Here is a 12,906-nt window from a genome sequence, read left to right as displayed (position 1 = left end):
ATAGTATAAAATTAAATCTGAATACTTAGAAGTATCAGTTCAGAATAATTTTAGGAGGTCAGATGATGCTGATCAATTTGGACAGGCAGTCGGAGACACCACTCTTCGAACAACTATACAGTGCACTGAAGGAGCAGATACTGAAGGGAGAACTCGCAAACGATGAGAAGCTTCCAAGCAAAAGGCAGCTGAAGGCGGATCTTTCTATCAGCCAGACGACGATCGAACATGCCTATAACCTGCTGCTGGATGAAGACCTGATCTACAGCAGGGAGAAGAGCGGATTCTATGTATCCGCGATTGAACAGCTGAAGCAGGTGGCATCGGCCACCGCACCGGAAATCAGACGACCCGAAAAGAAAACCTACACCCTCCCCCTTGGCACCATCGATACGACACTCGTCCAGAGCGATGTCCTGAAGCAGATCGCCCGGGAAGTCTATTCAGATGACGAACTGCTGAATAAAGGGGAGGAAAGTGGGGAAACTGTGCTGAAGGAGCAGATCAGGCATTACCTGAACATCAACCGGGGGGTCACATGTTCCACAGACCAGGTTTTCATCGGTCCTTCGACGGAATTCCTGCTCGAACAGGTACTGTATCTGCTGAAGTATCCCAAGATGACGATTGAAGATCCCGGCTACCCGGTCATTAGAAAAGTGCTCGATCGGCTCGACAGTGGCATGGACACGGCCCGGGTGCTTGAAGATGGCATAGATATCAATCAGGTGGCGGACCTCGCCCATCCGGTGGTCCACGTCACACCCTCCCATCAGTTCCCGAGCGGAGCCGTCATGTCCCTCCAGAAGCGCATCCAGCTGCTGAACCATGCGAGCAGCAATGACCACTTCATCATCGAAGACGACTACGACAGTGAGTTCAGGTATACGGGACGCCCTTTGCCTTCCCTCCAGGGGCTCGACCAGAACGACCGCACCATATACATGAGTACATTTTCGAAATCCCTCTATCCCTCCCTTCGGCTCTCCTGCATGGTGCTGCCGGCCTCACTTGCAGAGCTTTATTATGAGAAGGAGCTCTCGTGCAATGTCCCCCGGCAGATGCAGCACATCGTCGCCCGCTTCATGGAACAGGGCTACCTGACCCGTCACATCAACAGGATGCGGAAAGTCTACCGGAAGAAGATGGAGTCCATCACCGCATGGATTGCAGCGCATCATGATGTTGAAATACACGGGGAACATACAGGCATGCACTTCATCATCAGGATCCCCGGGATGGATCTTGAAGAAGCGGCAGACAATCATGGACTGGTCCATGGCAACGTCTATTCCTATGAAAGGGACCTCGGAGACACCATCATCGTGGGCATCGGGGAAAAGGACACCCGGGAGATAATCGACATACTGGATCGTTTCCTCGAGGAAGCAGGGGTTTGAGGCGTAACGACCGCAAATCAGCCCAATTGGTGCAAAATAAAAAGACATGGATATTTCCATGTCTTTTGAGTGGGCCTAAGTGGACTCGAACCACCGACCTCACGCTTATCAGGCGTGCGCTCTAACCAGCTGAGCTATAGGCCCCTGTTATGTAATTGAAAATGAAAGTGGAGACTAGCGGGATCGAACCGCTGACCTCCTGCGTGCAAAGCAGGCGCTCTCCCAGCTGAGCTAAGCCCCCATGATGTAAATATGAAAATAAGAGTCGGGAAGACAGGATTCGAACCTGCGACCCCTTGGTCCCAAACCAAGTGCTCTACCAAGCTGAGCTACTTCCCGTGGTTATTGAGCGCGCCCGAGAGGAGTCGAACCCCTAACCTCTTGATCCGTAGTCAAGCGCTCTATCCAATTGAGCTACGGGCGCATAAGCAAAAAAAATAAAACGGCATAACCGCTTAATAAAAAATGGAGCGGAAGACGGGATTCGAACCCGCGACCCCCACCTTGGCAAGGTGGTGTTCTACCACTGAACTACTTCCGCAAATAAGTTTAACAGATATTACTTTATCAATTAATTCCTGGTACGTCAAGAGTAAAATGGTGCCGCCCAGAGGAATCGAACCCCCAACCTACTGATTACAAGTCAGTTGCTCTGCCAATTGAGCTAGAGCGGCTGAGTATGGACTTAAATGGTGGAGAATGACGGGTTCGAACCGCCGACCCTCTGCTTGTAAGGCAGATGCTCTCCCAGCTGAGCTAATTCTCCTGGATGATCATTTCACCATCAACCTTTTCCATCATACTCCATTTGGCACCATAAAGTCAACCTTCTTTACATTTTAAATGGAATAAAAATACACTCCAGAATTTTCTGGAGTACATTCCATTACTATTTCTGCCTCATATAAGGGAACAGCAGCACATCCCGGATGGATGCAGAATCGGTCAGCAGCATCACCAGGCGGTCTATGCCGATACCGAGCCCGCCTGTAGGCGGCATGCCGTATTCAAGCGATTCCAGGAAGTCTTCATCCATGTCATGCGCTTCGTCGTTACCCGCTTCTTTCTCGGCAACTTGAGCTTCAAAGCGCCTTCTCTGATCGAGCGGGTCGTTGAGTTCCGTGAATGCATTGGCGTGCTCGCGCCCGACGATGAACAGCTCGAAGCGGTCTGTAAACCTTGGATCGTCGGCGTTTTGTTTAGCCAGTGGTGAAATCTCAACTGGATGGCCATAGACGAATGTCGGCTGAATGAGCGTCTCTTCCACTTTCTGTTCAAAGAACTCGTTCAATATGTGACCATACTGCATATTATCACGTACTTCGATACCATGCTCTTTGGCGAGTGCGTGGGCTTCCTCATCAGATTCTACGCTGTAGAAGTCGACGCCCGTCTTCTCTTTGACCGCCTCGACCATATGCACCCGTTTCCACCTTGGTGTCAGATCGATTTCTTCACCGCCATATTCGACGACTGTCGTGTCATTGATGTTTTTGGCGATATGGGCGACCATCTCTTCCGTAAGGTCCATGATATCGTTGAAATCTGCATATGCTTCATACAATTCAATCATCGTGAATTCCGGGTTGTGGCGCGTTGAAATGCCTTCATTCCTGAACACACGGCCGATTTCGTAGACTTTTTCGAGACCTCCGACAATCAGGCGCTTCAGATGCAGTTCTATTGCGATACGCATGAACAGCTCCATATCAAGGGCATTGTGGTGTGTCACGAAAGGCCGTGCCTGTGCCCCGCCTGCAATCGTATGCATCATCGGTGTCTCGACTTCAAGGAAATTGCGCTGGTTCAGATAGTTGCGCATCTCCTGGATGATTTTACTGCGTTTAATGAACGTCTCTTTTGAGTCTTCACTCGTAATCAGATCGAGGTAGCGTCTGCGGTAACGCTCTTCAACATCTTTTAGGCCATGGTACTTGTCAGGCAATGGGCGCAGTGCCTTAGTCAGCAGCGTAAACTCCTGTGCCTTGACGGATAGTTCTCCCGTGTTGGTCTTGAACATCACACCTTTGACCCCGACGATATCTCCAAGGTCCGCCTGCTGCCATATTTCAAAATCGGCTTCACCCACCTGATCCTTCCTGACATAGATCTGGATCTGGCCGTTGATGTCCTGGATATGCGCAAATCCGGCTTTACCTTTACCACGCTTGGTCATCAGGCGGCCTGCGATCATCGTCTCAGATTGGTCTTCCTTTTCAGCAAGCTCTTCTTTAGAGAATGCATCCCATTCTTCCTTCAGATCACTTGAATATGCTGTACGTTCGTATTTCGAACCGAAAGGATCCATGCCAAGATCGATAAGCTGCTGCATTTTTTCTCTTCTGACATTTATCTGGTCGTTTATTTCTTCACTCACAGTTTCTCTCTCCTATACTATTAATTCTGTATTGTTTGCTTGATGTTCCGCTACGAATTCATCGAGCACTTCAACAAGCTGGGATCTCGTTTCAGATTGGTTGATCCCTTTCCTTATCCGGCCATTGCCCTTTATATTCTTCATATACCAAGAAGCATGTTTGCGCATCTCCATAAGTGCCACCTTCTCACCTTTAAGGTCGATCAGACGGTCCATATGCAGTTTAAGTACATCCATCTTCTCTTTCAGATCGGGCTCCCCGATGAGTTCACCTGTTTCCAAGTAATGCACCGTGCGGTAGATCATCCACGGGTTACCAAGCGCCTCACGGCCGATCATGACTGCGTCGACCCCTGTTTCATCGAGCATCTTCTGGGCCAGCTCCGGCGACGTGACATCGCCGTTGCCGATGACAGGAATGTCCACCGCCGCCTTGACCTGGCGGATGATTTCCCAATCCGCTTGCCCTTCGTACATCTGCTCGCGGGTACGTCCGTGCATCGTGATCGCAGCGGCGCCTGCTTTTTCGGCCATTCTTGCGTTCTCCACTGCATAAATATGCGCGCTATCCCATCCGATCCTCATTTTGACGGTCACCGGCTTGGAGACATTCTGAACGACAGCATTGACCATGTCATATATCTTCTCGGGATCCAGTAGCCAACGCGCACCGGCCTCACACCGGATGATTTTGGATACCGGGCACCCCATATTGATGTCAATGATGTCAGCTGAGGTGTTCTCATCCACATATTTCGCCGCTTCGACGAGCGTCTCCTTCTCACCGCCGAATATCTGGAGTGACATCGGATGTTCATTTTCATCGATATACAGCATGCGCTTAGTCTTTTCATTGCCGAACAGAAGAGCCTTATCACTGATCATTTCCGCACATACAAGGCCGGCCCCGAATTCTTTCACAGTCAATCTGAAGGCCACATTGCACACCCCAGCCATAGGGGCAAGGACGACCCTGTTATTTATCTCAACATCACCGATTTTAAACATTGTGCCCACCTGCTTCAAGCTCTTTCTTCAAGGTGCCGATCGTCTTGCCGAAAGTGGGGTGGACGACATCTGCGGCGATTTCTGAGAGTGGGTTAAGGACAAAGTCACGCTTATGCAACTCAACGTGCGGAATGGTCAACTCATCCAGTTCAAGCTCCAGATCTTCGTAGAGCAGTATGTCGATATCAATTGTCCTGGGCCCCCAGACTTCTTCCCTGACACGCCCCATATCATGTTCGATGATGTGGATCAGCTCCAGAAGCTCAAGTGGTGAGACACGGGTTTTGATCATCAGACACATATTCAAAAAGTCAGGCTGATCCGTCTTTCCGTATGGCAGGGTTTCGATTATCGAAGAACGTTTTACGACTTCCACTTCTGGCTGCTCATCAAGTTTTTGGATGGCCATCTCCAGGTTATCGCTGCGTTTTCCAATATTGCTTCCCAATCCTAAATATACAACCGCCATTAATTTTCCCGCTTTCTATTCAGAGTGATGCTGACGTTTTCGTAGTGCCCTTCAATTGGAGGGTTCACTTTAGTTATCGTCACTTCTACTCCTACTATTTTATCATATCGGTCAAACAAGGTCTGCGACACCTTTCCCGCCAAATATTCTATAAGGTTGACAGGTTCCCCTGCAATCACATCTTCTATCAACTTATAGGCTTCGCCGTAATTGACCGTCAGATCGAGATCATCCGTCGTGGAGGCGGCTGTCAGATCGAGGTGCATGGTGACATCTGTGATGAAGAATTGTCCCAGCTGACGCTCCGCATCAAATACCCCGTGATACGCATATGTTTTAATGCCATTTATCTTAATGTTATCCATCGAGATCCTCCTTGAGCTTGATGTAGGCGTCAGCAATCTTCCGATTAAGCCGGACATTATGGACGCGCACCGCCCTGACTCCTTTATCGATACCATAGATCGTCGTTGCGGCAGTGGCTTCGTCACGTTCGGCAGCCGGCAATTCTTCAGTCATCAATTCCTTGATCATGCGTTTACGGCTTGTGGCCAAAAGTACAGGATAACCTGTTGCCACCAGCTCCTCTAGGCGCCGCATGACTTCAAGCTCCTCTTCACGCGTCTTCGCAAACCCGATACCGGGGTCAATCCAGATTTTGTCCGCCTTGACGCCACGGGATTTGGCCATCTTAATGGAAGTCTCGAGCTCCCCGATCATATCCCGTACCACATCTCCGTACGTTCCATGGGTATTATTGTGCATCAGAAAAATCGGGACGTCGTAGTCGCTCACGACATCGAATATCTTTTCATCGTATTGGCCCCGCCACTGGTCATTGATCATCGTCGCACCAGCCTCCAGGGCGCTCTTTGCAACTTCGCTCCTGAATGTGTCGACCGCTATATCCGCACCTATTCCGCGAATCGCTTCAATGACAGGGACGACCCTTTCGATTTCTTCTTCTATACTGATTGTGCTGTGCCCGGGACGGGTCGAATAGCCCCCGACATCGATGATGTCGGCACCTTCTGAAACCATCTTTTCAGCACGGGCGACAGCATCCTCCACTGAATTATACTGGCCGCCATCACTGAAGGAATCCGGCGTCACATTCAATATGCCCATGATTTGAAGGCGCTCCATACACTCACCCTTTTCCACAATATTAGGTGTAGTATATCATAACTCAAGCATGAAATATAATCCTCCCAAAGACAAAATAAAATACCATATCCTATGTCGGACATGGTATTTCTTCAATTCCTCTAATCTTCAAAGTTGAATAGTGGGGTGGAAAGGTAACGCTCCCCGTTTGACGGCAATACTGTGATGACTGCCTTGCCTTCGCCGAGCTTCTTCGCCACGTCAAGGCTCGCCTTGATGGCTGCACCTGACGAGATGCCGCCCAGTATGCCTTCTTCAGCGGCAAGCTTGCGCGCCCAATCCATCGCCTCGTCGTTACCGATCTGCAGCACTTCGTCATAGATTTCTGTATTCAGCGTACCTGGGATGAATCCTGCGCCCAGGCCCTGCAGTTTGTGCGGGCCAGGGTCACCGCCGCTCAACACTGCAGAATCTTCCGGCTCGACCGCATAGATGCCGATATCCGGATATTTCTCTTTCAGAACTTTACCGGCACCTGATATCGTGCCTCCTGTTCCGATTCCGGCTACGAATGCACCGACATCAAGTCCTTCGGACTGATCCACAAGTTCGCGGCCTGTCGTCTTTGCGTGTATTTCTGGATTGGCCATGTTCTCAAACTGTTGCGGCATGAAATAGCTATGCTTATCGGCAAGCTCTTCTGCCTTCTTGATGGCACCCTTCATGCCTTCAGCGCCTGGTGTGAGGATGAGTTCTGCACCGTATGCCTTCAAGAGGTTACGGCGTTCTTTACTCATTGTGTCAGGCATGACGAGAACCGTCTTATACCCTTTACTTGCGGCGACCATCGCAAGTCCGATACCAGTGTTGCCGCTGGTAGGTTCAATGATGGGCGTGTCCTCAGTCAGCACGCCTTCTTCTTCAGCACGCTCGATCATCGACAGTGCAATTCTGTCTTTGACGGAACTGCCCGGATTCATGAATTCGAGCTTGACATAGATGTCCGCCATGCCGTCATCGGTCAGTCGATTCAGCTTTACAAGCGGTGTATTGCCGATCACTTCAGAAATATTGTTATAAAGTCTGCCCATATAAACACTCCCCTATTCCTAGTTGTTGACTATGGATAATATAACATTTTATCTGTATCCAATCAATTTTAATGGGTCAGGAGCGCCTGCAGTTCTTCCTTCTCAATCCATACTTTGTTGCGGCAGAAATGACAATCCGCTTCCGCTCCGCCATCTTCCTGTATCATCGTGATGATCTCTTTTGGGTCAAGTGAAGCGATGGCATTGAGGAAACGTTCTTTTGAACAGTTACATTCAAATTTCACCGGTGATTCGTCAAGCACCCTCCAGTTCTCTGCGCCTATCGCTTCATCTATGATTTCTACAGGGGATAATCCAGCATCAATCAGCTTGGACACAGGGGTCATCTCTTTCGCACGCTGATCCAAGTAGCGGATGGTCTCATCGCTTGCACCCGGCATCACCTGAATGATGAATCCGCCCGATGCCTTGATTGAGTTGTCGGGATTGACCAACACCCCAAGCGCTACGATGGAAGGCACCTGCTCACTTGCGTAGAAGTAATAGGAAAAATCTTCTCCAATCTCTCCGGATACGATTTCCGTCGAGCCCGTAAAGTGTTCCTTCAAACCGATATCTTTCGCCACACTTAAATAGCCATCTGTGCCCACTGCACGACTGACATCAAGCTTACCTTTATCATTAAGTGGAAAATGCACTTCAGGATTGCTGAGATAGCCGCGCACGGTTCCTTTGGCATTGCTGTCGACCACTATGGCGCCGACCGGCCCGCCACCTTGCAGCGTCAGTGTGACCTTCTCTTCATTTTTAAGCATTGATCCCATCATCAATCCTGCAGTCATGGAGCGTCCAAGAGCGGCAGCTGCCGTCGGCAATGCCCCGTGTCTGCTTACTGCTTCATTTACCGTTTCTGTAGTATCCACTGAAAAAATACGTATTTCATCATTCATTCCAATTCCTCTGACCAAGTGGTCCATCCAATTTCCTCCTATAAATCACCAAAAGTCGCCCTCAGGCGACTTTGGCATCAATTTCTTCAGTTATTCTGCCATCTAGTTCTGTCTACGATCATTTCGATCATCGACAGATGCATCTTGTCCATTGCGATAACCTTTGTCATCGTCTGGCCCATCGTATTGTGAAGTTTCTTCCTGCTCCACCACTTCTTCCTCATCTTCTGACGAGTGGTGCAAGTTCTCCTTCACCTCTTTATAAGATGAACCTGGTTTTTCTTCTTTATCTTCCTGATCTTCGTCATAGACACGAACAGGGAGCTCACCATGATAGAAGAGTCCTTCAATCTGTTCACGGTCGAGCGTCTCTTCAGTAAGGAGCGTCTCCGCGATCAGGTTGAGCTGTTCCTGGTGTTCCGTCAATATCTGACGGCAGCGCTCGTACTGTGTCTTGACGATACGCTGCATTTCCTGGTCGATTTCATACGCGATATCATCAGAGTAGTTCGGATCTGACTGCATATCTTTACCAAGGAATACTTGGCCGTTCGAATCTCCAAATTGAAGCGGTCCGAGCTTTTCACTCATACCATACTCCGTAACCATGCTGCGCGCAATGCCTGTGGATCTCTGGAAGTCGTTATGGGCACCTGTGGATACTTCACCGAATGAGATTTCTTCGGATACGCGGCCACCGAGCAGCCCTACAATCTTATCCTCGAGTTCAGGTTTGGTCATGAAGTAGCGATCTTCCTTAGGAAGCATCACTGCATAACCACCAGCCTGGCCACGCGGTACAATCGTCACTTTGTGCACCATATCGGCATCGTCAAGCACCATGCCGATGACGGTGTGGCCCGCTTCATGATAGGCGACTATATTGCGTTCCTTCTCGGAGATGACGCGGCTCTTCTTGGCAGGTCCGGCGATGACGCGATCTGTCGCTTCATCGATGTCCCGCATATCAATTTTGCGTTTATCGGATCTTGCCGCCACGAGAGCTGCCTCGTTCAGAAGGTTCTCGAGGTCTGCGCCGGAGAATCCAGGCGTTCTGGCTGCGATTGCACCGAGGTCGACGGATTCATCTAGCGGCTTATCTTTAGCATGTACCTTCAGTACTGCTTCACGGCCTTTGACATCCGGACGACCAACCGGAATCTGTCTGTCGAAACGGCCTGGACGAAGTAGTGCAGGGTCCAGGATATCCGGTCTGTTCGTTGCAGCAATCAGGATGATACCTTCGTTTTCACCGAAGCCATCCATTTCCACCAACAGCTGGTTCAATGTCTGTTCACGCTCATCGTGTCCACCACCGACACCGGCACCACGCTGGCGTCCGACAGCATCGATCTCATCTATGAAGATGATGCATGGGGAGTTCTTCTTGGCGTTTTCAAACAGGTCACGTACACGGGAGGCACCTACACCGACGAACATTTCGACGAAGTCGGAACCACTGATGGAGAAGAACGGTACACCCGCTTCCCCTGCTACAGCTCTTGCGATCAATGTCTTACCGGTACCTGGTGGTCCAACCAGCAGCACCCCTTTAGGGATACGTGCACCGATACGGTCAAAGCGGCGTGGATCTTTCAAGAAGTCGACGACTTCCACAAGTTCAGCCTTTTCTTCATCTGCCCCTGCGACGTCATCAAAATGGACTTTCTTCTTGCTTTCGTCATAGAGCTTCGCTTTACTCTTGCCGAAATTCATCACACGGCCACCGCCGCCACCGCCGCCACCTTGTGCCTGACTCATCAGGAACAGGAAGAGGAAGAGGATAAGCAATAGCGGAATGAAAGTGAACAGCATGCTTGTCCAAGGACTCTGCTCTTCGGCAGGTTCAATGGTAAAGTCCAAGCTTTCCTGCGCTTTTGCACTTTCCAGTATCTGATCGAGGTCCGACGTGCTGTTATATGGAATGACCGAAGTGAAAGACTCCTGCTCATTCTGATCTGCCAGACGCCCCTCGACGAGATATACGTTCTGCTCGGGCTGGAGCGTGAGCGATTCTATGTTGCCTGCATCCAGCTCCTCGAGGAATTCTCCATATTGAAGCTCTTCTTCAAGAGCTGAATCACCATTAAAACTTTGAAATATACCAAACATTATAACTGATAAAATCAATATCAGCACGATGTTACGGCCTATATTCTTAGGCATCCGTAAACCTCCATTTCTAATACAACTAAAAGGAATAGTACCATAATTTCATAGCAATCTTCCACTTTTTTGATTTATTTTACCGACTTGTATAATTCCGGTTTCAAAAGACCGATATAAGGCAGGTTGCGGTACTTCTCATCGAAATCAAGTCCGTATCCCACAACGAAGCCGTCCGGAATTTCAGTGCCCACATATTTGACATCCACTTCAAGTTTCCTGTTTACCGGCTTATCAAGCAGGGTCACAATCTCAAGTGATGCTGCGTTGCGGTATTCGATCAGATCGACTATGGAGTTCAACGTCGTCCCCGTCTCAATGATGTCTTCAACCACCAGTATATGGCGCCCATCCACAGAGGTCGATAGATCCTTCAATATCTTGACTTCCCCTGAAGATTCAGTTCCCACATAGCTCGAGACATCCATGAAATCAATTTCGAGATGCGTGTCTATGTACTTGACCAAATCACCCATGAACATAATCGAACCTTTCAGCAGTCCGACTAGTATCGGGGTTTTTCCTTCATAATCTTCAGTAATCTTCTTACCGAGCCGTCTTGCTATATCCTGTATTTCTTCTTCAGATAATACAATTTCGCTAATATCATTTCTTAGGCTCATCAGTAAACTCCTTCTCAATAAGTAATCGACTATCTTTTTCCTTGTCATCCATTATATTATAAATTTCACCCAGTGCAATGATTTGATCATCCTGATCCAGGATGACCGGCATCTCCTCCCTGTCGTCAGCAGGGACCTTCTTATCGATGAAGATGCGGGATAGTTTCTTTGTCCCCGTACCCGGCACGTGCATCCGGTCTCCTGTCTGCCTTGTCCTGACGGTAAGTGGATAATAATCTGGGTGAAGAGCGGCGGTTATCCTGTAGCCATTGAACATGTATCTGCCATCACGATCGATCGCCAGTGTATCTTCTTTGGGCACTTCTCCGGATGTGACCGTCATCCTGTCATATGCGATGACGAGCCGTACATCACCGATATCGAACGAAGCGTTCGATATATCTGATGCCGCGATCCCAATAATCTCTTCGGCATGGCGCCTTCTTAATGTGGCATCATGTTGCTTCAACCATTTCACCAGGATGTAGAACTTCAGAATGGCACGCTGGCCATTGAAGCGGGCACGATCGAGGTCTCTCTCCTGCCCTCTAAGGAAATCCTCTGCCATTTCCGAAAGCATGGCGTCGATCGCCCCCATGTCCTCCTTGATCTGGAGAAGATGTTTCGCATCAAGATGGTTGCTCGCCTTGATCGGCGGTATGATATGGTGCCGGATGTAGTTCCGTGTATAGTCGCTGGCGCTGTTTGTTTCATCTTCGAAGAATGTAATCGCATGCTCGGCGCAATAGGCTTCAATCGTTCTGCGGGAAATGCCGATCATCGGCCGGACGATTTCATATGAGCCCGACTGCCTGACATCCGGAATCCCCATCGCACCCGGAAGATGACGCCCGGACAAAAGGCTGTGCAGCACCGTTTCATACTGATCATCAAGATGATGTGCAGTAGCCAGTATCCCAGCACCGTGCTTTTTCATCATTCTGTCGAAGAAACGGTAACGTTCGGCCCTGGCCACCTCTTGATTGAATGACGATCCCGGAATATCCAGAGTAATCATTTCAAATTGATGGCCATCGCGCATGGCCATATCACGGATGTACTCCGCCTCATACAACGATGCCTCACGCTGACCATGGTTGACATGAAAAAGCACAAGCTTCTCCTGCCTGTCTAGATAGCGCGTATGCAGCAGATGATAGAGCACCATCGAATCGACTCCACCCGATATGGCGAGTCCCACCGTTTCATCCTGATGCCAGGGTATGAAGAGTTCCATAGCCTCATCCTTCTTAAAATAAAATAAGACGATTACAGGAATCGTCTGATTATATATCTATCTTTTGCCGCCTCGGCGTGACTCCGTCTGCTTCTTGATTGTCGAGAGGCGATCTTCGCTGTCTTTCATGAAGCTTGAGAGCTTCTTCTCGAAATCCTCAGGAGATGATTCCTTGCGCGGCTTGGGTTTAGGTTTCTGTTCTTTTGCCTTTTTGATGGACAGGCTGATTTTACCATCGTCACCAACGGATAGGACTTTCACTTCTATTTCTTCGCCCACACTAAGGTGTTCGTTGATATCTTCCACATACTGATCTGCAACCTCACTGATATGCACAAGTCCTGTCTTGCCTCCCGGTAATTGTACGAACGCACCGAAATTCTTGATACCTGTGACCTTACCTTTTACTTTACTGCCCACTTCAACTGACATCTTGATATATGATCCTCCCAATTAGCATTTAATCTCTTACCATCATACCATTAAATAGAAAAATAATCATTACAATATGCAATGA

At 49.1% G+C, this 12,906-nt stretch carries 12 protein-coding genes and 7 tRNA genes; 1 reads left to right on the top strand and 18 read right to left on the bottom strand.

What is annotated here, in order from left to right; genetic code table 11:
- The first annotated feature begins 65 nt into the window (after window positions 1-65).
- Window positions 66-1,400 carry a MocR-like pyridoxine biosynthesis transcription factor PdxR gene (gene pdxR / locus ACZ5LF_RS00785; protein WP_380570697.1) on the top strand — a complete coding sequence of 445 codons (1,335 nt, stop codon included), beginning with the start codon at window positions 66-68 and terminating at the stop codon, window positions 1,398-1,400.
- Between the two features lie 70 nt (window positions 1,401-1,470).
- On the opposite strand, the gene ACZ5LF_RS00780 is transcribed toward pdxR, so the two are convergent.
- The 18 genes from ACZ5LF_RS00780 to ACZ5LF_RS00695 form a co-directional block, all read right to left on the bottom strand.
- Window positions 1,471-1,544, bottom strand: a tRNA-Ile gene (locus ACZ5LF_RS00780).
- 24 nt (window positions 1,545-1,568) lie between these two features.
- A tRNA-Ala gene (locus ACZ5LF_RS00775) sits at window positions 1,569-1,641 on the bottom strand.
- A gap of 24 nt (window positions 1,642-1,665) precedes the next feature.
- Window positions 1,666-1,739 (bottom strand) — tRNA-Pro (locus ACZ5LF_RS00770).
- Window positions 1,740-1,750: 11 nt separating this feature from the next.
- Window positions 1,751-1,824, bottom strand: a tRNA-Arg gene (locus ACZ5LF_RS00765).
- Between the two features lie 42 nt (window positions 1,825-1,866).
- Window positions 1,867-1,941: transfer RNA gene (locus tag ACZ5LF_RS00760), tRNA-Gly, on the bottom strand.
- 57 nt (window positions 1,942-1,998) lie between these two features.
- A tRNA-Thr gene (locus tag ACZ5LF_RS00755) sits at window positions 1,999-2,074 on the bottom strand.
- Window positions 2,075-2,090: 16 nt separating this feature from the next.
- Window positions 2,091-2,166: transfer RNA gene (locus ACZ5LF_RS00750), tRNA-Val, on the bottom strand.
- Between the two features lie 123 nt (window positions 2,167-2,289).
- Window positions 2,290-3,777 (bottom strand): lysine--tRNA ligase, encoded by a 1,488-nt coding sequence (gene lysS / locus ACZ5LF_RS00745; RefSeq protein ID WP_380570696.1) that lies wholly within the window; start codon window positions 3,775-3,777, stop codon window positions 2,290-2,292.
- 12 nt (window positions 3,778-3,789) lie between these two features.
- Window positions 3,790-4,785 (bottom strand): tRNA dihydrouridine synthase DusB, encoded by a 996-nt coding sequence (gene dusB / locus ACZ5LF_RS00740; protein WP_380570695.1) that lies wholly within the window; start codon window positions 4,783-4,785, stop codon window positions 3,790-3,792.
- Window positions 4,778-5,254 (bottom strand): 2-amino-4-hydroxy-6-hydroxymethyldihydropteridine diphosphokinase, encoded by a 477-nt coding sequence (gene folK / locus ACZ5LF_RS00735; protein ID WP_344703685.1) that lies wholly within the window; start codon window positions 5,252-5,254, stop codon window positions 4,778-4,780. The genes dusB and folK overlap by 8 nt, the downstream gene beginning before the upstream one ends.
- A complete protein-coding gene (gene folB / locus ACZ5LF_RS00730) occupies window positions 5,254-5,619 on the bottom strand; it encodes a dihydroneopterin aldolase (RefSeq protein WP_380570694.1) in 366 nt (121 codons plus the stop codon). Before folB ends, folK begins: the two co-directional genes overlap by 1 nt.
- Window positions 5,612-6,400 (bottom strand): dihydropteroate synthase, encoded by a 789-nt coding sequence (folP, locus tag ACZ5LF_RS00725; protein ID WP_380570693.1) that lies wholly within the window; start codon window positions 6,398-6,400, stop codon window positions 5,612-5,614. Before folP ends, folB begins: the two co-directional genes overlap by 8 nt.
- Before the next feature lie 122 nt (window positions 6,401-6,522).
- Complete coding sequence (gene cysK / locus ACZ5LF_RS00720) at window positions 6,523-7,452, bottom strand: cysteine synthase A (RefSeq protein ID WP_380570692.1); 930 nt, start codon at window positions 7,450-7,452, stop codon at window positions 6,523-6,525.
- A gap of 68 nt (window positions 7,453-7,520) precedes the next feature.
- Window positions 7,521-8,390, bottom strand: coding sequence for an Hsp33 family molecular chaperone HslO (gene hslO / locus ACZ5LF_RS00715; RefSeq protein ID WP_380570691.1), 870 nt, complete (start codon window positions 8,388-8,390; stop codon window positions 7,521-7,523).
- 75 nt (window positions 8,391-8,465) lie between these two features.
- Window positions 8,466-10,529 carry an ATP-dependent zinc metalloprotease FtsH gene (gene ftsH, locus ACZ5LF_RS00710; RefSeq protein WP_380570690.1) on the bottom strand — a complete coding sequence of 688 codons (2,064 nt, stop codon included), beginning with the start codon at window positions 10,527-10,529 and terminating at the stop codon, window positions 8,466-8,468.
- A 74-nt stretch (window positions 10,530-10,603) separates the two neighbouring features.
- Window positions 10,604-11,152: a hypoxanthine phosphoribosyltransferase gene (hpt, locus tag ACZ5LF_RS00705; protein ID WP_344703696.1), complete on the bottom strand. Its 549-nt coding sequence runs from the start codon at window positions 11,150-11,152 to the stop codon at window positions 10,604-10,606.
- On the bottom strand, window positions 11,136-12,389 hold the full coding sequence (gene tilS / locus ACZ5LF_RS00700; protein ID WP_380570689.1) for a tRNA lysidine(34) synthetase TilS: 1,254 nt from the start codon (window positions 12,387-12,389) through the stop codon (window positions 11,136-11,138). The genes hpt and tilS overlap by 17 nt, the downstream gene beginning before the upstream one ends.
- A 57-nt stretch (window positions 12,390-12,446) precedes the next feature.
- Window positions 12,447-12,821, bottom strand: coding sequence for a S1 domain-containing RNA-binding protein (locus tag ACZ5LF_RS00695; protein WP_344703700.1), 375 nt, complete (start codon window positions 12,819-12,821; stop codon window positions 12,447-12,449).
- Between the last annotated feature and the right edge of the window lie 85 nt (window positions 12,822-12,906).

Source organism: Salinicoccus siamensis (assembly GCF_055391965.1).
This window is presented reverse-complemented; position numbering and strand designations above follow the sequence as displayed.